At 63.5% G+C, this 21,710-nt stretch carries 23 protein-coding genes; 18 read left to right on the forward strand and 5 right to left on the reverse strand.

The features are described 5' to 3' along the window. Positions 1-35: 35 nt before the first annotated feature. The 4 genes from NKI85_RS17155 to NKI85_RS17170 form a co-directional block, all read right to left on the reverse strand. Positions 36-554: a YcnI family copper-binding membrane protein gene (locus tag NKI85_RS17155; protein WP_352525127.1), complete on the reverse strand. Its 519-nt coding sequence runs from the start codon at positions 552-554 to the stop codon at positions 36-38. Positions 555-579: 25 nt separating this feature from the next. Continuing rightward, positions 580-1,116 (reverse strand): copper chaperone PCu(A)C, encoded by a 537-nt coding sequence (locus NKI85_RS17160; protein WP_352525125.1) that lies wholly within the window; start codon positions 1,114-1,116, stop codon positions 580-582. A 98-nt stretch (positions 1,117-1,214) separates the two neighbouring features. Beyond that, entirely contained in the window at positions 1,215-1,571 is a 357-nt protein-coding gene (locus NKI85_RS17165; RefSeq protein ID WP_352525123.1) for a DUF2946 family protein, read from the reverse strand. A gap of 119 nt (positions 1,572-1,690) precedes the next feature. Further along, positions 1,691-2,593, reverse strand: a complete 903-nt coding sequence (locus NKI85_RS17170; protein WP_352525122.1) for a GntR family transcriptional regulator — start codon at positions 2,591-2,593, stop codon at positions 1,691-1,693. A 250-nt stretch (positions 2,594-2,843) separates the two neighbouring features. Between NKI85_RS17170 and NKI85_RS17175 the strand changes: the two genes are divergently transcribed. From NKI85_RS17175 to NKI85_RS17195, 5 genes are all read left to right on the forward strand, one after another. Continuing rightward, positions 2,844-4,349, forward strand: coding sequence for a UxaA family hydrolase (locus NKI85_RS17175; protein ID WP_352525120.1), 1,506 nt, complete (start codon positions 2,844-2,846; stop codon positions 4,347-4,349). Between the two features lie 328 nt (positions 4,350-4,677). After that, positions 4,678-5,673 carry an ABC transporter substrate-binding protein gene (locus NKI85_RS17180; RefSeq protein ID WP_352777063.1) on the forward strand — a complete coding sequence of 332 codons (996 nt, stop codon included), beginning with the start codon at positions 4,678-4,680 and terminating at the stop codon, positions 5,671-5,673. A 104-nt stretch (positions 5,674-5,777) separates the two neighbouring features. Then, entirely contained in the window at positions 5,778-7,331 is a 1,554-nt protein-coding gene (locus NKI85_RS17185; protein ID WP_352525116.1) for a sugar ABC transporter ATP-binding protein, read from the forward strand. Further along, positions 7,328-8,293 carry an ABC transporter permease gene (locus NKI85_RS17190; protein WP_352525115.1) on the forward strand — a complete coding sequence of 322 codons (966 nt, stop codon included), beginning with the start codon at positions 7,328-7,330 and terminating at the stop codon, positions 8,291-8,293. Before NKI85_RS17185 ends, NKI85_RS17190 begins: the two co-directional genes overlap by 4 nt. 13 nt (positions 8,294-8,306) lie before the next feature. Continuing rightward, on the forward strand, positions 8,307-9,323 hold the full coding sequence (locus NKI85_RS17195; RefSeq protein ID WP_352777065.1) for a zinc-binding alcohol dehydrogenase family protein: 1,017 nt from the start codon (positions 8,307-8,309) through the stop codon (positions 9,321-9,323). 18 nt (positions 9,324-9,341) lie between these two features. On the opposite strand, the gene phnF is transcribed toward NKI85_RS17195, so the two are convergent. Next, positions 9,342-10,085 carry a phosphonate metabolism transcriptional regulator PhnF gene (gene phnF, locus NKI85_RS17200; RefSeq protein WP_352525113.1) on the reverse strand — a complete coding sequence of 248 codons (744 nt, stop codon included), beginning with the start codon at positions 10,083-10,085 and terminating at the stop codon, positions 9,342-9,344. A gap of 130 nt (positions 10,086-10,215) precedes the next feature. Between phnF and phnG the strand changes: the two genes are divergently transcribed. The 13 genes from phnG to phnC all read left to right on the forward strand — a co-directional run bounded on the left by phnG (position 10,216) and on the right by phnC (position 21,630). Further along, positions 10,216-10,677, forward strand: a complete 462-nt coding sequence (gene phnG / locus NKI85_RS17205; protein ID WP_352525112.1) for a phosphonate C-P lyase system protein PhnG — start codon at positions 10,216-10,218, stop codon at positions 10,675-10,677. Next, positions 10,677-11,288 (forward strand): phosphonate C-P lyase system protein PhnH, encoded by a 612-nt coding sequence (gene phnH, locus NKI85_RS17210; RefSeq protein ID WP_352525111.1) that lies wholly within the window; start codon positions 10,677-10,679, stop codon positions 11,286-11,288. The genes phnG and phnH overlap by 1 nt, the downstream gene beginning before the upstream one ends. Position 11,289: 1 nt before the next feature. Further along, complete coding sequence (locus NKI85_RS17215) at positions 11,290-12,402, forward strand: carbon-phosphorus lyase complex subunit (protein WP_352525109.1); 1,113 nt, start codon at positions 11,290-11,292, stop codon at positions 12,400-12,402. After that, positions 12,399-13,289: an alpha-D-ribose 1-methylphosphonate 5-phosphate C-P-lyase PhnJ gene (locus tag NKI85_RS17220; RefSeq protein ID WP_352525108.1), complete on the forward strand. Its 891-nt coding sequence runs from the start codon at positions 12,399-12,401 to the stop codon at positions 13,287-13,289. Before NKI85_RS17215 ends, NKI85_RS17220 begins: the two co-directional genes overlap by 4 nt. Further along, entirely contained in the window at positions 13,289-13,735 is a 447-nt protein-coding gene (locus tag NKI85_RS17225; RefSeq protein WP_352777069.1) for a hypothetical protein, read from the forward strand. Before NKI85_RS17220 ends, NKI85_RS17225 begins: the two co-directional genes overlap by 1 nt. Further along, positions 13,732-14,508, forward strand: coding sequence for a phosphonate C-P lyase system protein PhnK (phnK, locus tag NKI85_RS17230; protein WP_352448383.1), 777 nt, complete (start codon positions 13,732-13,734; stop codon positions 14,506-14,508). Before NKI85_RS17225 ends, phnK begins: the two co-directional genes overlap by 4 nt. A gap of 2 nt (positions 14,509-14,510) precedes the next feature. Beyond that, positions 14,511-15,218, forward strand: coding sequence for a phosphonate C-P lyase system protein PhnL (gene phnL, locus NKI85_RS17235; RefSeq protein WP_352777071.1), 708 nt, complete (start codon positions 14,511-14,513; stop codon positions 15,216-15,218). After that, on the forward strand, positions 15,215-15,832 hold the full coding sequence (locus NKI85_RS17240) for a DapH/DapD/GlmU-related protein (RefSeq protein ID WP_352525104.1): 618 nt from the start codon (positions 15,215-15,217) through the stop codon (positions 15,830-15,832). Before phnL ends, NKI85_RS17240 begins: the two co-directional genes overlap by 4 nt. A gap of 220 nt (positions 15,833-16,052) precedes the next feature. After that, positions 16,053-16,499, forward strand: a complete 447-nt coding sequence (locus NKI85_RS17245) for a Csu type fimbrial protein (protein ID WP_352525219.1) — start codon at positions 16,053-16,055, stop codon at positions 16,497-16,499. Between the two features lie 26 nt (positions 16,500-16,525). Further along, complete coding sequence (locus NKI85_RS17250) at positions 16,526-17,245, forward strand: fimbrial biogenesis chaperone (protein ID WP_352525103.1); 720 nt, start codon at positions 16,526-16,528, stop codon at positions 17,243-17,245. Then, positions 17,217-19,637: a fimbria/pilus outer membrane usher protein gene (locus NKI85_RS17255; protein WP_352525102.1), complete on the forward strand. Its 2,421-nt coding sequence runs from the start codon at positions 17,217-17,219 to the stop codon at positions 19,635-19,637. Before NKI85_RS17250 ends, NKI85_RS17255 begins: the two co-directional genes overlap by 29 nt. A 29-nt stretch (positions 19,638-19,666) precedes the next feature. After that, positions 19,667-20,614, forward strand: a complete 948-nt coding sequence (locus NKI85_RS17260; protein ID WP_352525217.1) for a Csu type fimbrial protein — start codon at positions 19,667-19,669, stop codon at positions 20,612-20,614. A 167-nt stretch (positions 20,615-20,781) separates the two neighbouring features. Next, positions 20,782-21,630 carry a phosphonate ABC transporter ATP-binding protein gene (phnC, locus tag NKI85_RS17265; RefSeq protein ID WP_352525101.1) on the forward strand — a complete coding sequence of 283 codons (849 nt, stop codon included), beginning with the start codon at positions 20,782-20,784 and terminating at the stop codon, positions 21,628-21,630. Positions 21,631-21,710: the final 80 nt, after the last annotated feature.

Below are 21,710 nucleotides of genomic sequence, written 5' to 3' on the forward strand. Positions count from 1 at the left end.
GGCGCGCTCTTTCGAACAAAGCCCGCCGTTAGCGCTCACTTCTTCGGCGACAATTTGAGGCCGGGCGCCGGAAATTCCAGCGCGTCCTCAGCCTGCCCGACCGCCGGAATCTCGATCCAGCGATCGGCAACGCCGTCACATTCCTGCACCACCGGGAAATAGAGCGTCTGACCTGCCGGCAGATCCGCCGCCAGTGTCGCGCGGAAGACGAATTCGTCGTAGAATTCGTCCGGCAGGCTGCCGGCGCTCCAGTCGATCTCCTTGACGCCGCTGGTCACTGCCTGGCCGTAAAGCTGGTAGGGCTTCTCGTACTTGCCGTTCTTGACCTGCAGCGTCCAACCCGGCTTCGGCATCGGTTTGACCGAGAGCACCCCTTCCGGAATCTGCACGCGAACGGCGGTCGTTGCCTTGCCCTCGCAGCCATGCGGCACAAGCAGCACCGCCTTGTAGGTCGAGCCGACCGCCGCTTCCGGCGTTTCGAGCGTGATGTGGGCGAAGGCCATGCTGGTCCCGAGGACGAGAAGCGCGCAGCCGGGCAAAAGAGATTTCTTCATGATGGTACCTCTCGAAGCGGCCAAGTCAGTCGTCGTCCTGAGGTGCCGCGCTGCCGATGCCTTGCACGGCGAAGTTGACCGTAACGGTACCGGCTTTCTCGAAGGTCAGCGTGGCAGAGAAGGTCTCGCCTTGCTTCGGCTGCCGCTTCAAATCCATGAACATCAAATGATAGCCGTTGGGCGCCAGCGCGACCTTGCCGCCGGCCGGAATCTCGAGGCCGCCGGTGACCGGCCGCATGGTCATGACGCCATTGCTGACGCCCATCTGGTGCAGTTCGGCCTTGGCCGAAATATCGGAGGTGATCGACAGAAGGCGATCCGGCGCACTGCCGGAGTTGGTGATGGTGAAATAGCCGCCGGCCACCTTGGCGCCGGCCGGTGTGGCGCGCGACCAGGGATGCCCGATCTCGATATCGCCGACCTTGAACTCATGCGCGAAGACGGACTGGGCGCTGGCGAACAGGAGGGCAAGGACGAACACCGCGAAGCCGAGATGCGCCTCGAAGCCGCGCAACGGGAAACGCCTGCGGCTGAACGCGGCGGCGCGAAGAAAGTGGGACATGATTGCTCCATGAGCTTTAGGGGATCGCGCCGTGGCCGGTCGCGAACGATGTCGATAAACGCGCCGGCGAAGGGTTGCGCAGCGCGAACCAGAACGGATCAGGCCGTCGCCGGTGGTGCGCGCGGATTGGATGGAGTGCGGGCACGGGCGAAATCGCGATGCCGGAATGCCGCCAGGATAAAGGCGACGGTTTCTACGGAAAGGCTGCGAGCCGGGCCCCCGGCATCGGGCGGTGGCGCGTAGACAGCCGAAACGAGGTTGCAACCAAGCATGCAGCAGGCTGGCATGTGCTGCGGGTGCGGGTCGCCGGCAGGGAGTTGCGTCGCACCGTCATGGGTGCAGATGGTGTTGCCGAAAGCATCGAATTGCGAAGCGTTCGGTTCGATGCCGGAAGCGAACGCGCCGAGCATCGACTGGAGCACGAGCAGCCAGGCCGCGGCGAACGCGACCGGCATGCTCCATCGTTTCCGGCATATGGTCAAGAACCAGCCTCTCCACGCAGCAACGTCAGCTCTCTAGCACGGAGCCGGCGGCCGGAAAATCGCCAAAACGTTGCTGCGGCAACGCAACACAATCACGCGCGTAGCGGCTGCCTTCCCTCCGGGATCGACGTCAGCAGCGTGTGGCGGGCCGATTTCAGGTGCTTGCGGCAGGCGGCGTCGACCCTGGCTAGATCGCGCGATTTGAGCGCGGCGATATAGGCGAGATGCTCCTGGACCGCGACTTCGTTGCGCTCGCGCTCCTGCGCCTTGTTCCACTGGTAGTGGTAGTGGAAAATCATGGCGATGACGTCATAGAAATCGACGATGAAGCGGTTGTGCGAGGCGCGGTGGATCAGCCTGTGAAAGCGTTCGTCGAGCTCAGAGAACTCGCTGAAGCGCGCGGCGATCTCGCGCGCCAGCCGGCGATGCTCGTCCTCCAGGCGGTCGAGGTCGGCCCAGACCGGGCTGTCCTCGGGCAAAGCGGCAAAGGCGGCGGCCGAGCGCAGTTCGAACATTTCGCGGATTTCGGTCAGCTCCAGCGCGAAGGCGCGGGTAAAGCCTTTCAGCACCCAGTGGCTGTTGCGGCGCTTCTCGATCAGGCCGAAGCGCGAGAAGCGGATCAGGAATTCGCGCACGCTGGTGGTGCCGACGCCGATCTCGCGCGCCAGTTCGAGTTCGTTGATCTGCATGCCGGCTTCGGCACCGCCGGCAAGCAGCCGCCGCATGAAGGAGCGCTCGATGATCTCAGCCAGCGTGTCGGTCTCTTCCTCGGGGAAAAAATCGTCCGGCCGCGGTTCGCGCAGAACCGTCTTGTTGCGCTTGTTCCAGTCGATCAGGCCGGTCTCTTCCATGCGCGCAAGGATGGTGCGGACCGTCGTGCGGCTGACGCCGAGCAGAGTGCCCAGCTCCGGCTCCGAGGGCAGGCTCTTGGTTTCGTCGAGCAGCCGGAGACCGCGATTATAGGCGTCCTTGTAAACGTTGTTGCTCTTTGACATCCCCTGCCCCGTGGCGCACCGGCGCTTGCGGCCGGCCTGAAGCGTTTCTCGCGCATGAAATCGGAATCGCTTCGGAAAACATCATGCGCAACGCTAGTTTTGGTGCCTCCATCGCGCATCCAAAAGACGCGGCGCGCTCGTGCGAAAAAACAATTGACGCAAAAATGTTTTTTCCCGATAAAAGACATTATATGTTAAGAGCCGCGTGTCAATCCGCTCGCGCACCCAGGAACATACCCAGGAAGCTCCCGTGAACGCCGCAACCAGCATTCTTCTGTCTCCCGCCGACAATGTCGCGGTCGCCAATGGCCGCATCGAGATCGGCACCGTGCTGCCGGGCGGCGCCGTCGCCGTCGCACTGATCGAGCCCGGCCACAAAGTGGCGATCAAACCGATTGCAGCCGGCGAAGCCGTGGTCAAATATGCCCAGGCGATCGGCCGCGCCACGCAGGACATCGCGCCCGGCGAGCATATCCATTCGCATAACCTGGTCTTCGAAAGCGGTCGTTTGCCGGTGGTGCCGCCGAGCGAGGCAGTGCACGCGACCGAGGCGGACCGCACCCGCACCTTCATGGGCTACCGCCGCGCCGACGGCCGTGCCGGCACGCGCAACTTCATCGGCATTCTCGCCAGCGTCAATTGCTCGGCCACCGTCTGCCACGCCATCGCCGATGCGGCGAACCGCACGCTTCTGCCGCAATATCCCGGCATCGACGGTTTCGTCCCGATCGTCCACGGCCAGGGCTGCGGCATGAGCGCCACCGGCGACGGCATGATGGTGTTGCACCGCACCCTTGCCGGCTATGCCCGTCACCCGAATTTCGGCGGCGTGCTGATGGTTGGGCTCGGCTGCGAGGTCAACCAGCTCACCCTCTATGGCCAGAAGGGCGTCGCCGCGGGAAAACGCCATTTCAACATCCAGGAAGCCGGCGGCTCGCGCAAATCGGTCGAGAAGGCGTTGCTCGTGCTGGCCGAGATCGCCGAAGAGGTCGGCACGCTTCAGCGTGAGCCGATCCCGGTCAGCGAGATCGTCGTCGGCCTGCAATGTGGCGGCTCCGACGGCATGTCCGGCATCACCGCCAATCCGGCGCTGGGTGCGGCCGTCGACATTCTGGCCGGCGTCGGCGGCATCGGCATCCTTTCCGAGACGACGGAGATCTACGGCGCCGAGCATCTGCTCGCCTATCGCGCCGCCACCCCCGAGATCGCCGCCAAGCTCGACGGCTACGTGAAATGGTGGGAAGACCACGTCGCCAAGCATGGCGCTTCCATCGACAACAACCCCTCGCCGGGCAACAAGCGCGGCGGCCTGACCACCATCCTGGAAAAGTCGCTGGGCGCGGTCGCCAAGGGCGGCCAGACGCCGCTCAACGGCGTCTTCGGCTATGCCGAAAAGGTCACCGGGCACGGGCTGGTGTTCATGGACACGCCCGGCTACGACCCGGTCTCGGCCACCGGCCAGGTGGCGGGCGGCGCCAATGTCATCGTCTTCACCACCGGCCGCGGCTCCTGCTTCGGCTGCCGGCCGACGCCGTCGATCAAGGTCGCCAGCAACTCGACAATGTACCACACGATGGAAGAGGACATGGACGTGAATTGCGGCGTCATCGCCTCGGGCGAAAAGACCATCGCCGGCATGGGCCGCGAGATCTTCGAACTGATCGTTGAGACAGCTTCGGGCCGCAAGACCAAGAGCGAAGAGTTCGGCTACGGCGACAACGAGTTCGTACCCTGGCACCTCGGAGCGACGCTCTAAACCAGACCGCCCGCGACAATCGCGGACACCTGACATATCCCAGGTGTCACACTTCTGCGAGCCTTAAAAAGAATGAACATTCCATATTGACTGAGCGATGGAATTAATATTCCATGCGGGATATTGGAGGAGATTGGCAGCGGAGTTCCGACGGAAAAAACTCTCCCGCCCAGCCATTCGAAGCAGGCATCAAACATCGCTTGCGCCGACCGAGGTGATACACTATCAAAATGCGGTAATTGTTTTTTATTGATAAAGTTCCGTTTGGGCCGCGCCATCCGGATGGAGCTTCTGTAACGTTCACCGGGCGACTTAGGGAGGACTCCTAATGAAATTCGTGACCAGCATTCTCAACCGCCGCGCCTTCGTGGCACTTGCAGCCGCCTCGATGCTTGCCGGCGTGATGCATTCGGCGCCGGCATCCGCGGCCGACGTTACCATTCCGATCATCGTCAAGGACACCACGTCCTTCTACTGGCAGATCGTTCTGGCCGGCGCCCGCAAGGCCGGCAAGGATCTCGGCGTCAATGTTCCCGAACTCGGCGCCCAGGCCGAGACCGACGTCAACGGCCAGATCTCGATCCTCGAAAATGCCGTCGCCGGCAATCCGGCTGCCGTCGTCATCGCGCCGACCGAAGCCAAGGCGCTCGGCAAGCCGATCGACGAGGCCGCCACCAAGGTCAAGATCATCGGCATCGACTCCGGCGCCGACTCCAAGGCCTTCACCTCGTTCCTGACCACCGACAACACCCAGGGCGGCCGCGTCGCCGCTGACGGCCTCGCAGCGGCCATCGGCGAAGCCAATGGCGGCAAGGTCGAGGGCGACGTCGCCCTGATCACCGCGCTTCCGGGCGCCGGCTCGCTCGAACAGCGCGCCCAGGGTTTCAAGGAACAGCTCGCCGCCAAATATCCCGGCCTCAAGCTGGTCGCCGACAAATATGCCGACGGCCAGGCCACCACCGGCCTCAACATCGCCACCGACCTGATCACCGCCAACCCTAATCTCAAGGGCATCTTCGCGTCCAACCTGATCATGGCGCAGGGCGTCGGTCAGGCGATCGCCGAGAACAGCCTCGCAGGCAAGGTCGGGCTGGTCGGCTTCGACAGCGACGAGAAGCTGATCAAGTTCCTCAATGACGGCGTCATTTCGGCTCTCGTCGTCCAGGATCCGTACCGGATGGGCTATGACGGCATCAAAACGGCACTCGCCGCCTCGAAGCGCGAAAAGGTCGAGGCCAATGTCGATACCGGCGCCAACCTGGTGACCAAGGCCAACATGAAGGATCCGAAGATCGACGCGCTGCTCAACCCGAAGCTCGACTGAGCATCGCCACAGGCGAACTGTTTCCGGGGCCTTTTCGCCCCGGAAACACCCCGTACTCGCGCCAATCGTGAGGCCGATCTGGGGGCCAATCTGGGAGGATTGTCATGACTTCGACGGCGCAGGAACTCCATCCGGCACCAACGCTGGAACCGGGCAGGACCATCCTCGAACTGCACGGGCTGGAAAAGCGCTATCCCGGCACCCACGCGCTGAAGCCGGTCAACCTCGCCTTCAAGGCCGGCGAAATCCATGCCATCGTCGGCGAGAACGGCGCCGGCAAATCCACCCTGATCAAGCTTCTGACCGGCGTCATGCCGCGCACATCCGGCGACGTCATCTGGGAGGGCAAGCCCGCCGCATTGGCGACGCCGCATGAGGCGATGGCGCTCGGCATCAATGCCGTGCATCAGGAAGTCGTCCTGTGCCGACATCTCACGGTCGCGGCCAACATGTTCCTCGGCGAGGAGGATTCCCGCTTCGGCATCCTGCAGCAGCGGGCGATGGTCAGGCAGGCGCAGAAGATCATCGACGATCTCGGCTTCGACCTGCCGGCGCATGTCATGCTGGGTGACCTGACCATCGGTCAGCAGCAGCTGATCGCCGCCGCCCGCGCCACCGTGCGCGGCACCAAATTCCTGATCTTCGATGAACCAACCGCCTACCTCACCCGCAAGGAGGCCGACCAGCTGTTCACGCTGATCCGCCGGCTGAAGGGCGAAGGCGTCACCATCATCTACATCAGCCATCGCATGGAAGAAGTGTTCGAGCTCGCCGACCGCGTTTCGGTGCTGCGCGACGGCACGCTGGTCGGCACCAGGAACATCGCCGAGACCAATGACGCCGAACTGGTCAAGATGATGATCAACCGCTCCATCGAGCAGGTCTACCACAAGGAGCATTTCACCCCCGGCGCGACCATCGTCGAAGCCAGGAACCTGTCCGGCAAGGGCTTCGAAAATGTCTCCATGTCCGTCCGTGCCGGCGAGATCGTCGGCCTCTACGGCCTGATCGGCGCCGGGCGCAGCGAGTTCGTCACCACGCTCTATGGCCGCCACCGCAAGTCGGCCGGCCAGATCCTCTGGGAGGGCAAGGAGGTCAGGGTCAATTCCGAACATGACGCGATCCGGCTTGGCATGGCGCTGGCACCGGAAAGCCGCCGCGACCAGGGCCTCTGTCTCAACCTGCCGGTCGGGCTCAACCTCAATTTGCCGATCTACAAACGCATCTCGAGCAATCTGCTGATCTCCCGCGCGCAGGAAAAGGCGCAGGCCGATCGCCAGATCGCCGACCTGCGCATCAAGACGCCGACGCGTAGCGCGCTGGCCTCCAGCCTATCCGGCGGCAATCAGCAGAAGATCGTCATCGGCAAATGGCTCGCCCACGGCGCCAAGCTGTTCATCTTCGACGAGCCGACGGTCGGCGTCGATGTCGGCACCAAGGCCGAGATCTACCGCCTGTTCGGCGCGCTGTTATCCAAGGGAGCCGGGATCATCCTGATCTCGTCCTACCTGCCGGAGGTCTATGAACTCGCCGACACGCTGCATGTGTTCCGGCGCGGCAAGCTGGTGGCTACGCATGGGTTTCGGACCGCTGATCACGAGGAGATCCTCACCCAGGCGCTGGCCGAGAAACAAGAAAGACCGGGAGGGCAGATATGAGCACCGAGGCGATCCCTGCCGAAAGGCCGAAACGCAACTACAACGCCCTGTTCGGGCTGACACTGCTGGCGCTGCTGGTTCTTTTATGGATCATCCTGTCGGTAGCGACGCCGAGCTTCGCCTCCGCCAACAACATCTCCAACCTGTTGCGGCAAGGGTCGATGATCGCCATCCTGGCGGTCGGCCAGACCTTCGTCATCATCACCGGCGGCATCGACCTTTCCGTCGGCGCCGTTGTCGGCTTCGCCACCGTCATCGTTGCGATGCTGATCAACGCCGGCACACCGGTTTTCCTCGCCATCCTGATTACCTTGCTGGTCGGCGTCGCCATCGGCATGTTCCATGGCTTCGGCATCGTCAAGATGGGCCTGCCGCCCTTCATCATCACCCTGGCGACGCTGACCTCGCTGCGCGGCATCGGCCTGTTGATGACCAACGGCAACTCGATCTCGATCAACAACGACGCCTTCCAGACGTTCTCGCGCAGTTCCTTCGTCGGCGTCCCCAATCTGTTCTGGATGGTGATCCTGGTCGGCATCCCGGCCTATATCTTCCTGCACCACAGCCGCTGGGGCCGCTATCTGTTCTCGGTCGGCTCCAACGCCGAGGCGTCGCGCCTGTCAGGCGTCAACGTCCAGCGCACCATCTACATGGCCTACACGCTGTCGGGCCTATGCGCGGCCTTCGTCGGCGTGCTGCTCGCGTCGCGCATTGGCATCGGCAATCCGACGCAGGCCGAGGGCTGGGAATTGCAGGCGATCGCCTCCTCGGTGATCGGCGGCACCTCGCTGTTCGGCGCTGTCGGCTCCGTGCACGGGCCGCTGCTCGGCGCCTTCATCCTCGCCACCATCAACAACGGCGCCAATCTCTTGAACGTCAACGCCTTCTGGCAGCGCATCATCACCGGCGTGCTGATCATCGTCATCGTCTATTTCGACGGCCTGCGCCGACGCGGCAAATAAACTGGATTGAAGCATGAAAGCCGTCATCTGCCGCTCGCCCGGCGACCTTGTCCTTGAAGATCGGCCGGCGCCGGCCGCGCCGCCCTCCGGCTGGGCGCTGGTCGCGGTCAGCCATGTCGGCATCTGTGGCACCGACTATCACATCTTCGAAGGCAAGCATCCGTTCCTCGCCTATCCCCGCATCATGGGCCACGAAGTCTCGGGAACCGTGATCGAGGCTGGCGAAGGCGTCGACCTCGCAATCGGCGAGCCGGTGATCGTCAATCCCTACCTCGCTTGCGGCCAATGCATCGCCTGCCGGCAAGGCAAGCCGAATTGCTGCGTGAAGATCGAGGTGCTCGGCGTCCACCGCGACGGCGCCATGTGCGAGCAGATCCTGGTGCCGGCGCAAAATCTTTATCCGGCAAACGGCCTGTCGCTGGCCGATGCCGCCGCCGTCGAATTCCTGGCGATCGGCGCCCATGCAGTACGGCGCTCGCTGGCTCAATCCGGCGCACGCACCCTGGTCATAGGCGCGGGCCCGATCGGGCTCGGCACGGCGCTGTTTGCCCGCATCGCCGGGCTCGATGTGACACTGCTCGACATGAGTACGGAGAGGCTGGGTTTTGCCGAAAGCGAACTCGGCTTCGCGACGCACGACGGCTCGCAGGGAGCTGCCCCCGAACTGGTCCGACAGGCGACCGGCGGCGATGGTTTTGACGCGGTGTTCGACGCCACCGGCAGCACCCGATCGGTGCAGTCGGCCTTCGCCCATGTCGCGCATGGCGGAACATTGGTGCTGGTTAGCGTCGTCAAGGACGACATCAGCTTTTCCGACCCTGAATTCCATAAGCGGGAAATGATGCTGATCGGCAGCCGCAACGCCCTGCGTGCCGATTTCGACCATGTCGCCGCCTCGATCCGCAACGGCGCGGTGCCGCTGGCAAAGCTCGTCACGCACCGCACGACGCTTGGCGAGACGCGGCGCGACCTCGCCCGCTGGGCGCATGAGAAATCCGGGTTGATCAAGGCGGTCATCCAGGTCGGGTGATGCCGAAGCTGGCGCGCCTCAGAGAGCCGAAAGTTTCAGCTCGACGCGCTCCGCTGGGAACCGCGTTTCGGCAAACTGGATCGGCTTTCCGTCCGGCGTGACGTTGACGGCGACCGTGACCAGCACGATGGCCCCTGGCTGGAGGTCGAGGTCGGCAAGATCGGCGGCATCCGCATGGCGCGCCGACAGCACCGTCGACTGCCGGAGATAGTCGCTGACGCCGAAGCGCTGGAGCGATGCGGTGATGGATCCGGTCTCCGCCATGACGGCATCGATGCCGGCAAAGCGCTTGGCGTCGAACCAGCCGGTGGCCCGTGACACCGCCTGTCCGTCGGCTTCACCGCGCGTCTCCAGGCGAATGACGTCGGACCCTTTGGCAAGGCCCAACCCTTCGGCGACGCGCCGGCTGGCCGGCTCGACCGCCGACGCCAGCAAGACGCTCCTGCGCTCCGACGCCTGGCCCTGCAGGCCTTCGGAAAAGCGCGTGCGCGTGCCGATCGGATAGGACAGCCGCCTGCGCGACAGCACGAAAGTGCCACGCCCCTGCTCTGCCTTGAGCACACCCTCCTGCACCAACGCCGCGATGGCGCTGCGCACCGTGTGGCGGTTGACGCCATAGCGCTCGGCTAGCACGATCTCCGGCGGCAGTGCCGCGTTCTCGGGAAAATCCCCGATAGCGATCGAACGCAGGATCTGGTCGGCGATCTGGCGCCACAGTGCAACACCGCTGCGCCGCTCGATGCTGTTGGCATGCCCGATCATTCCCGCCCCCAACTTTGCGCCCACTTTGGCTCTTGTCACTCACCCGTCATGGACACGCGCTAGATAACGGGTATAATTTGTATAGTTGTCTATATCAATAGACAAATTAAGCGCACAAGGAGCACCGGCCATGCGGGGACAGGAAGCGCGAGAGCAGGCCGAGCGCAAAGCCGCCATGGCGACACTGGCACAAGCCCCCGGCGACGATATCGTCCGTCTCTGGAATGAGTCCGGCCTGCCTTCCCAGGCGGAGCTTTTGCGTGGTCCCGAAACCGGCCTGGTTACGGTGCGCGGTCGCATTGGCGGTGGCGGTGCGCCCTTCAATGTCGGCGAGGCGACGGTCACCCGCGCCACGGTGCGGCTTGCGTCCGGGCAGGTCGGCCACTGCTACGCACTCGGCCGCGACAAGCAAAAGGCAAGGCTGGCAGCGATTGCCGACGCGCTCTGGCAGGACCCCGCCCACCGTAACGCAGTCGAGACCAGGATCGTCGCCCCCTTGCAGGCCGCACTGACCAAGGCGCGTGAACAGCGCCGCGCCGAGACGGCGGCGACCAAGGTCGACTTCTTCACCATGGTACGCGGAGAAGACTGATGGACGCAGCCGTGCAATCGATCGAAGGCGGTTTCGCCGATCCGGTCTTCAACGCGCAGACGGTGTTCCGCGCCGTCATGGACGCGATGGCACGGCCGGGCAGCGTGCAGCCCCTGCCGGTCCTTGCCCACCCTCCGGCGCCGCTGTCGGCCACCGCCGGCGCCATAGCCCTGGCGCTGTGCGACAACGACACGCCGCTCTGGCTCGACCCGGCTTTGCAGGCCTCGCCCGCTATCAAATCCTGGCTCGGCTTCCATACCGGCGCGCCACTGGCCAACACGCCGGCCGACGCACATTTCGCGCTGATCGCCTCGCCGGCCGAGATGATGGCGCTCGACGGCTTTTCGCAAGGCACCCAGGACTATCCGGACCGTTCCACGACGCTGATCCTCGAGGTCAGCGATCTCGTCTCCGGCGCTCCGCTATTGCTCGAAGGCCCCGGCATCGAACGGACGGCGACGATCGCGCCGGCACGGATGCCGCGTCATTTCGTCGAGCAGTGGAAGCAGAATAACCAGCGCTTTCCGCGTGGCGTCGACATCATCCTCGCCACCCCTGGCGGAATTGCCTGCCTGCCGCGCACGACGCGCATCAAGATGATGGAGGCATAGGATGTATGTCGCGGTAAAGGGCGGCGAAGCGGCCATTCGCAACGCTCATCAATTGCTCGCCGACCGCCGGCGCGGCGACCGTTCAGTGCCCGCACTTCGTCTCGACCAGATCGTCGAGCAGCTGGCGCTCGGCGTCGACCGGGTGATGAGCGAAGGCTCGCTCTACGACCGCGAACTGGCGGCGCTCGCCATCGTTCAGGCGCGCGGCGACATGATCGAGGCGATCTTCCTGGTTCGCGCCTATCGCACGACGCTGCCGCGCTTCGGCTACACCAGAGCGGTTGAGACCGGCACGATGCTGGTCGAGCGGCGCGTCTCGGCGACCTACAAGGACCTGCCGGGCGGCCAGCTTCTCGGCCCGACCTTCGACTATACCCACCGGCTGCTCGATCCCGAGCTTGCCGCCGGCGGCGATGTCGCCGAGCCGGAGCAGCGTGCGGGCGAGGCGGAAGCCATGCCGCGCGTCTCGGCGATCCTTGCCCGCGAAGGCCTGATCGAGCCCGACGGCGACATGCCGCAGGACCATGTCCCAGGCGACATCACCCGCGAGCCGCTCGAATTCCCGATGGCGCGTGATATCCGCCTGCAGGCGCTGTCGCGCGGCGACGAAGGGTTTCTGCTGGCGCTCGGCTATTCCACCCAGCGCGGCTATGCGCGCAATCATCCCTTCGTCGGCGAAGTCCGCATTGGCGAGGTCGAGCTGGAACTCGACGTGCCGGAACTGCCCTTCGCCGTCCCGCTCGGCTCAATCCGCGTCACCGAATGCCAGATGGTCAACCAGTTCAAAGGCTCGGCCAAGGCGCCGCCGCAATTTACCCGCGGCTACGGCCTCGTCTTCGGCCAGAGCGAGCGCAAGGCGATGGCCATGGCTTTATGTGACCGCGCGCTGCGCGCTTCGGAGTTCGGCGAGGATGTCGTTGCCGCCGCCCAGGACGAGGAGTTCGTCATCTCGCATTCCGACAATGTCCAGGCGACCGGCTTCGTCGAGCACCTCAAGCTGCCGCACTATGTCGACTTCCAGGCCGAACTCGACCTCGTGCGCCGCATGCGCGCCGAGCACGACGCCCGCGAGAACACCGGCAAGATGGAAGAGAAAAGGGAGGCCGCGGAATGACCGCCCAACCAACCGATATCGCCACCTACAACTTCGCCTACCTCGACGAGCAGACCAAGCGGATGATCCGCCGGGCGATCCTCAAGGGCATCGCCATCCCCGGCTATCAGGTGCCGTTCGCCTCGCGCGAAATGCCGATGCCCTATGGCTGGGGCACCGGCGGTGTCCAGGTCACCGCTTCGATCATCGGGCCGGACGATGTGCTCAAGGTCATCGACCAGGGCGCCGACGACACCACCAATGCTGTCTCGATCCGCGCCTTCTTCAAGAAGGTCGCCAATGTCGCCGTCACCACCGAGACGGCCAAGGCGACCATCATCCAGACCCGCCACCGTATCCCCGAACACCCTTTGGTGGCCGGCCAGGTGCTGGTCTACCAGGTGCCGATCCCCGAGCCGCTGCGCTTCCTCGAGCCGCGCGAGACCGAAACGCGCAAAATGCATGCGCTGGAGGAGTACGGCCTGATGCATGTGAAGCTCTACGAAGACATCGCCAAGCACGGCCGCATCGCCACCACCTATGCCTATCCGGTCAAAGTCGAAGGCCGCTATGTGATGGATCCTTCGCCGACGCCGAAATTCGACAATCCGAAGATGCACCGTTCGCCGGCTTTGCAACTGTTCGGCGCCGGCCGCGAAAAACGCATCTATGCGTTGCCGCCCTTCACCAATGTGGTCAGCCTCGACTTCGAGGACCATCCGTTCGAGGTGCAGACCTTCGACCAGCCCTGCGCGCTGTGCGCGGCCGAAAACGTCTATCTCGACGAGGTCATCCTCGATGATCATGGCGGCCACATGTTCGTCTGCTCCGACACAGATCATTGCGAGAAGCGGCGCGAAGCGGGTCATGGACAGCACCCAGCAGCCACTCTTGAGGAGCGGACATAATGGGCACCTCATTCGTCGCGATTGGCGACAAAGGCTTCTGGATGCGCGACTCTGTCCTGTCCCTTTGGCTGCGACTGTTGGCTTTGAACCTGGAAACCAAGGCAGATCGAGCAGATCCCCTTATGCTACTGCGCGACGAATGGTTGTGGCAGTCAGAGGCTGAGATCGTCGGGGCGATGGACGCCCATCTCGACGAGGCTGCTGCCGACTCCGCAACGAAAGCTTCCGTCGTCGCCGCTATCGAAAGACTGCTCGAAGCACTGTCCCGGCATGGCGACAAGCTCCCTGCATCAACCATGAACCTTCTTGGTTTCACAAACTCCTGGGGGCTGGATTATCAAACCAAGGGTCTGGTTGAGGTCGGGAGGGCCTTCCTCGCACTCCTTGACGGCAGGATCGACAGCGAAGCCGACAGCATAGAATTCATGCCAGGATCGCGCCCATGATCGACGAACCGTTGCTGCGCGTCTCGGCGCTGTCCAAATTCTACGGCTCGCGCGTCGGCTGCGAGAACGTCACGTTCGACCTGTGGCCGGGCGAGGTGCTGGCGGTGGTCGGCGAGTCCGGTTCCGGCAAGACGACGCTGCTCAACTGCCTGTCGACGCGGCTGCTACCCAGCTCCGGTACCGCCAGCTACCGCATGCGCGACGGCCAGTTCCGCGAGCTTTACCGGATGAGCGAGGCCGAGCGCCGCTTCCTGATGCGCACCGACTGGGGCTTTGTCCACCAGAACCCCGCCGACGGCCTGCGCATGACTGTGTCGGCCGGCGCCAATGTCGGCGAGCGGCTGATGGCGGTCGGCGACCGCCACTATGGCAGGATCCGCGCCACGGCCGTCGACTGGCTGTCGCGCGTCGAGATCGACGAGGACCGCATCGACGATGAGCCGCGCGCCTTTTCCGGCGGCATGCGCCAGCGCCTGCAGATCGCCCGCAACCTCGTCACCGGGCCGCGGCTGGTATTCATGGACGAGCCGACCGGCGGCCTCGACGTCTCGGTACAGGCGCGCTTGCTCGATCTGCTGCGCGGGCTGGTCACCGATCTCGGCCTCGCGGCCATCGTCGTTACCCATGATCTCGCGGTGGCGCGGCTGCTGTCGCAGCGCATGATGGTGATGAAGGACGGCCGCGTCGTCGAAAGCGGCCTCACCGACCGCGTGCTCGACGATCCGCGCGCGCCCTACACCCAGCTTCTCGTTTCCTCGATACTGCAGGTGTAATCATGGCGACCCCGCTCGTTGTCTCCGATGTTGCCAAGAGCTTCACCATGCATCTGCGTGACGGCATCAAATTGCCGGTCGTCGCCGGTGTCTCGTTCGCGATCAGGGCCGGCGAATGCTCTGTGCTCGGCGGTCCGTCCGGCGCCGGCAAGAGCTCGATCCTGAAAATGCTCTACGGCAATTATGCCGCCGACGAAGGCCAGATCATCGTCCAGCACGAGGGCGGGCTCATCGATCTCGCCTCGGCCAGCCCGCGCACCGTGCTTGCAGTTCGCCGACTCACGATCGGCTATGTCAGCCAGTTCCTGCGCACCGTGCCGCGCGTCTCGGCGCTCGATGTTGTCGCCGAACCGTTGGTCGAGCGTGGCGAGGACCGTGAGGTCGCGCGCGGCAAGGCGCGCGCCTTGCTGGGGCAGCTGAACCTGCCCGAAAAACTCTGGGCGCTGCCGCCGGCGACCTTTTCCGGCGGCGAGCAGCAGCGCGTCAATATTGCGCGCGGCTTCATCACCGAGCATCCGATCCTGCTGCTCGACGAGCCGACCGCCTCGCTCGACGCGAGGAACCGCGACGTGGTGATTGCGTTGATCGCCGCCAAGAAGGCGGCGGGCGTCGCTTTGCTCGGCATCTTCCACGACCACGACGTGCGCGAGGCGGTCGCCGACCGCATCATCGACGTGACCGCCTTCGCCGCCGGGAAAATCGCCGCATGACCAAGAAATTGTCGGAGGCGCCGCTGGTCCACGAGACGGCGGAAGTCGAGAACTCGACGCTTGGCCGCTGGACCGAGATCGCTGAGCGCAGCCGGGTCTCGGAAAGCATTCTTGGCGACTATTCCTACATGATGCAGGACTGTGCCGTCTGGTGCGCGACCATCGGCAAGTTCGCCAATATCGCCGCAAGCGTCCGCATCAATGCCACCAATCATCCGACCTGGCGGCCGACGCTGCATCATTTCACCTATCGCGCCTCCGACTATTGGGACGACGCCGAGCACGAGAGCGAATTCTTCGCCCAGCGCCGCGCCAAACGCGTCACCATCGGCCACGACACCTGGCTCGGCCATGGCTCGACCATCCTGCCCGGCATCACCGTCGGCGACGGCGCGGCGGTCGGCGCTGGCGCGGTCGTCTCGAAGGATGTCGCGCCCTACACCATCGTCGGCGGCGTGCCGGCCAGACCGATCCGCGAACGCTTCGACCGCCGCACGGCGGAGCGCTACCAGGCGCTCGCCTGGTGGGACTGGGATCATGCCCGGCTGCGCGCCGCACTCGACGATTTCCGCGCGCTTTCGGCCGAGGCGTTTCTGGAGAAATACGGCGCGTAGCCCTGATACCGCGGCAGAGATTCCACCCGGCGAGTGACACGCGCGTTCGCGCACCAGGAACCACAATTTAGCCGAGTCTAAACTTATCTGAATCTTAACAGAGACATGCGAGATGTATGTACTACGGTTGTCGCGATGGGCGAGCAGCCGAGAAAAAAGGAGCACTCGGATGCGCGCCAAGCTGACGGCCATTTTGGCTATTCTTTCGACAGCGTCATTGATGACGAATTCCGCTTTTGCCGTGACGGCTGCCGGTAGTATGACGGTTCGCCTGACGATCACTAATCAATGCAAAGTCCAAACCGCTGGCGATCTGAATTTCGGTTCGCACGGCGTCATCGATGGAAACGTCGAGGAGACCAGCACAATCGGTGTGCAATGCACCTCCGGACAGACTTACAATGTGGGCCTCGGCGCAGGTGCCGGCACCGGCGCGACGGTTGCGGTTCGCAAAATGACTTCGCCGGCGGCTGCTACGGTAAACTACACGATGTATAGTAACAGCGCGCGCACCCTGGTATGGGGCGACACTGTCAACACCGACACCGTTACGGGAACCGGCGACGGCAACGTCCAGAACCTGACCGTCTATGGGCGGGTACCTGCGCAGCTGACGCCGGCAGCAGGCGACTACACGGACACCGTTGCAATTACCATAACCTATTGACCTTCCCCAAACGCGAAGGAATTAGCATGCGATCCATGCTGACACACGTCAGTGCCGCAGCGATCGTCTTGCTGTGCGCGGGCTACTCTCAGGGTGCTTCCTTGCGGGTAGCCCCGACCAATCTGGAATTGATCGCCCCCGACAGCGCGGCGGTTCTGAACCTGCGCAATGACGCCAAGCGGCCTATCAATGTCCAGGTCCGCGTCTTTCGGTGGCGCCAGGCAGGCGGCGTGGAGCAACTAGAGCCGACCTCGGATGTCGTCGCCAGCCCGCCATCGACGCGGATCGGACCGAATGCCGACTACGTCGTTCGTGTCGTTCGCGTCAGCAAGGCGCCGGTGGATACGGAAGAAAGCTACCGCGTCCTGGTGGACGAACTGCCTGACCCGTCGCGGAGGAAGGGCGGCACTGTCACTCTGGTGCTGCGCTATTCCGTGCCTGTCTTCTTTCGCAATCCCGACGCAAAGGCATCTGACGTGTCGTTCAGTGTATCGCGGACCGGAGGCAGGCTGATGCTGATAGCGCACAACAATGGTGAAAGCCGCGTGAGACTGTCCAATCTCAATTTGGTTCAGGGCGGCAAGAAGCTGGGTGGTCGCAGCGGGCTTGTCGGTTATGTTTTGGGCGGCGCGACCATGCAATGGCCGCTCGGCAACGGCAAATCGCTGGCTGGAAGCCCTATCACGCTAAAAGGGCAAAGTGATCGTGGACCATTCGATGCCCCAGTGGCGATCAAGGGGCGCTAGGGTCGCGGTCGTCGTTGCGGGCATCATCTTCCCTCTCCTGCCGGCGGTCGCTCAGGTTTCGCAAGCTGAGCCGCAAGTCGTGGACTCCGCTCTCCCCCCGGCGGGACGCCGCGATCTTTACCTCGAAGTGTTCATCAATGATGTTTCGACGGGACTGATTGGCACCTTTACGGAATTTGCCGACGGCGGCCTGGCGGCAACTCCGGACGAGCTGGAGCAAGTCGGCTTGAAGCCCGTGGAGGACGCTATCGGCAACGATGGCCTGGTCAGGCTCGACCGACTGCCGGAGGTCGCTTTTCGGATCGACGAAGCAACCCAGCGCCTTTACGTCACGACCAGCAACGAGGGTCGGGCCGCACGCGTCGTCGACATTCGCGGCACCGACAAGGAAGATCGTCTTCAGCCGCAGTCCGGCTACGGTGGTGTGCTGAACTATTCGCTTTTTGCGAGCTCCAACAGCTTCTTCGACGATGATCTGGACTTGTTCCAGGGCATTTCCGGCGGCTTCGACGCGCGTGCTTTCAGCCCTTTCGGCACGCTCAGCCAGTCATTCACCGCCGGCTATTCCGACAGCGAGTTTGGCGGACTTGTACGGCTCAACACGACCTGGAACTACTCGGACCCGAAGCGCCTGATGACCTATCGGGCAGGTGACTTCATTTCCGGCGGGCTGTCATGGACGCGGCCCGTCTACCTCGGCGGCGTCCAGGCGCAGCGCAACTTCCGGCTTCGATCCGACCTGGTCACGCTGCCGCTGCCGTCTTTCGGAGGAACCGCAGCCGTTCCTTCGACGCTTGAAGTCTACACCCAGAACGTCCGCACCTACAGCGGCGAGGTTCCCGCCGGCCCCTTCCAGATTACCAATCTGCCGGTGTTTGCAGGCGCCGGCGAAGCGCAGGTTGTCTTGCGAGACAGTCTCGGTCGTGAAACCACCGCCACGCTTCCGTTCTACACCTCCAGCTCGATGCTGGGACAGGGGCTGCTCGATTTCTCCGCCGAAGTTGGACTTCCACGGCGCAATTTCGGCATCGAATCCGCCGACTATGACGAGCGCCTGTTTGGCATCGCCACGGCGCGTTACGGTCTCACCAACTGGCTGACACTCGAGGCCCATGCCGAGGGCGGCGAGGGGTTGGTCAATGGCGGGGTGGGCGCCGCGTTTCCGCTCGGACACTACGGCGCTGCCTCACTCGCCGTTGCCGCCAGCAATCATGACGGGCGCACTGGCTCGCTGGTGAACGCGTCGCTGGAGATGAGTTCCGAGGGATGGTCGATCTATGGTCGGATTCAGCGCGCCTTCGGCGACTACCAGGATATCGCCTCGGTGACCGCCGAACCTTCCTTTCCTGATCCCGGCGATTTCCCGATCTTCAGCGGGGACGTTCCGCGATCGATTGATCAAGTAACATTGAGCATTCCGGCACCACTTGAGTTTTCGAGCCTCAATCTCTCCTATACGCATCTCGAAAGCGCCGAAGGCGAGAAGAGCCAGATTGTCGGCCTTTCCTATAGTCAGCAAATATTCAAACGAAGCAGCTTTTACGCTACGGCCTTTGCCGATCTCGAAGACCATCACAGCTTCGGCGTGTTTGCCGGGATCTCGATCTCATTCGGGGACGACATCACCGCCTCGACCGGCGTGGAGAACGGCCCCGACGGCCTCAATGTCGTTGCCGACGTTGCCAGGTCGGAGCGTCTGGAGGACGGCAGCATCGGTTGGCGGGCGCGAACGTCGGAAGGAGAAACAACCAGCCGTTCGGCTGCCGTCAGCTACAGGGCTCCCTTCGCTCGCTTCGAAGCCGACGTTCAACAATATGACAAGGATTTCAGAGCCACCGCGCAGATGGATGGCGCAATCGCAGTGGCAGGTGGCGGCGTTTTCGCCACCAATCGTATCGACGACGCTTTCGCGGTCGTCGAGGTCGGCGCGCCCGACGTCGACGTGCAATTCCAGAATCGCCCGGTCGGCAAGACCGACAGTCGCGGCCGCATTCTGATCCCCGGCCTCAATTCCTACGAGCCGAACACAATTTCGATCGATCCCAAGAACCTGCCGGTCGACGCGGATATTCCGGCCACCAGGGAAATCGTGGTGCCGGCCGATCGCAGCGGCGTGGTGGTGAAATTCGGTGTTTCGGAAGCGCCGGAGGCGGCGCTCGTCACCTTGGTCGACAGCAGCGGGGTACCGCTCGAGGCCGGCCTGAGCGGCCGCATGGAGGGTGGTTCGGAAGACTTCATCATCGGCTATGACGGCCAGGCGTACATTCGCGACCTGGGTGCCGAAAACGCACTCGTCATTGCTCGCTCCGATGGGAGTTCCTGCCGGGCCGAATTTTTCTACCTGCCCACACCCGGCCAGCAAGTGGCGATCAAGGACGTGACGTGCCAGTGACAATGGGAAAGGTGACAATGGGAAACAAGATGCTCCGCTTTGTCATGCTCTTGATCGTCGTCCTGTTCCCGTCGGCCGCTTGGGCCTTGAGCTGCAGTTTCGGCGTTTCCGGCATGAATTTTGGCTCGGTCGATACTCTGTCGAGCAGCCAGACCAACTCGACCGCGACGATAGACATGAGTTGCACGGGGGGCTTGGTCACCCAGCGCATCCTTATTTGTGCGCATCTTGCAGCCGGCAGCGGAGGCGCATCCACGGCAGCGGCCCGACAAATGCTGAGCGGAGCCAGCAGCCTCAACTATCAGCTCTATTCGGATACGGCGCGCAGCATCGTCTGGGGATCTTATGCCTGGGCCTATGCTTCGCGCCCGCCGGTCTTGACGTTGACGCTGGGTCTTTTGGGCACGGCCACGGGCACCGCCACAATCTACGGCGCGGCATTTGGTGGCCAGGGCACGGCTCCACCCGGGACCTATCTCTCGACCTTTTCTGGTGCGAATGTCGAATTTCGTTACCGCGTCAGCAGCACCAACAACTGCAATACAGGTACCGGCACCTTGGCGGCGGCTCCGACTTTCACCATAAATGCAACGGTCGCTGCGAATTGCCTCGTATCGACCAGCAACGTCGATTTCGGATCGACGGGCGTTCTCGCCGCAGATGTCGATGCCGCCGGTCAGGTTTCGATAACCTGCACGCCGGCAGCTGCTTACACTGTATCGCTGGGCGGCGGCACAACCGGTTCGGCCCCGACGGCGCGCAAGATGTCGAAGGGTGCGGAAACCGTGACTTACGGGCTCTACAAGGACACCGATCGAACTCAGCCCTGGGGTGATGCGTCGACGCCTGGTAGCACAGTGGCGGGCACCGGAACCGGCGCGCCTCAAAGCCTCACCGTTTATGGTCGGGTGCCGCCACAAGCCACGCCATCGGCCGGTGTCTACACCGATACGGTCGTCGTCACAGTCACCTACTGAGCGGAACGGCAAGCTGATGCCCTTCGGAACCGACTGACGAACGGGGCCGCCTGCAGCACACCTGTGGGCGGTAACAAAACTGACATCAATCAGACACCGCAGGTTCACGTGGCTGCGCTAGCGAGGGTTAACAGACCTTCAATTGCGACTGGACTGGAGCCTGCACCATGTCAGCTACGCTCGAAATCCGCGGCGTCACCCGCCGGTTCGGCAAGAACACTGCTGTCAGCAATGTTCACATCTCCATTCCGCAAGGCCAGATGGTCGGCATCATCGGCCGCTCGGGCGCCGGCAAATCGACGCTTCTGCGCATGATCAACCGCCTCATCGATCCCAGCCAGGGATCTATCCTGTTCGACGGCGTCGAGGTCTCCGGGTTGCGCGGCTCGCCGCTCCGGCGCTGGCAGCGCGACTGCGCCATGATCTTCCAGCAGTTCAATCTGGTGCCGCGCCTCGACGTGCTGACCAATGTGCTGCTCGGCCGGCTCAACCACCGCTCGACCCTGTCCAACCTGTTCGGCATGTTCTCCCGCAACGAATGCGCCGAGGCGGTGGCAGCCCTCGAGCGTCTCGACATCGCCCGCACCGCGCTGCAGCCTGCCGGCACCCTTTCCGGCGGTCAGCAGCAGCGCGTTGCGATCGCGCGTGCCATGATGCAACGGCCGAAGGTGTTGCTCGCCGACGAGCCAATCGCCTCGCTCGACCCGCTCAACGCCAAGGTGGTGATGGATTCGCTGCAGGACATCAATTTGCGCGAAGGCATCACGGTGATCACCAATCTACACACCCTTGATACGGCCCGTAACTATTGCAACCGCATCATCGGCATGGCCGCCGGCAAGGTCGTCTTCGACGGCCCGCCCGAAGATCTCAACCGCGAGGCCGTGCGCATGGTCTACGGTGCCGACAGCAATGGCGGCGAAATCTCCGAGGCCATCACCTCGACCAGTGTCGCCGTCAAACAGAAAATCGCTGCATCCGCCGGACCGCTGGAGCCCGCATTTCCGGGATACTAGTCCATGATCCCGAACCGAAGGTCAGCGTAGCAAAAAGTGGACACCGGTTTTCGGAAAAGATCATGGACAAACAATGAAAA

Source organism: Mesorhizobium sp. M0571, from assembly GCF_040320985.1.
In the GTDB taxonomy this organism is placed as follows: domain Bacteria; phylum Pseudomonadota; class Alphaproteobacteria; order Rhizobiales; family Rhizobiaceae; genus Mesorhizobium.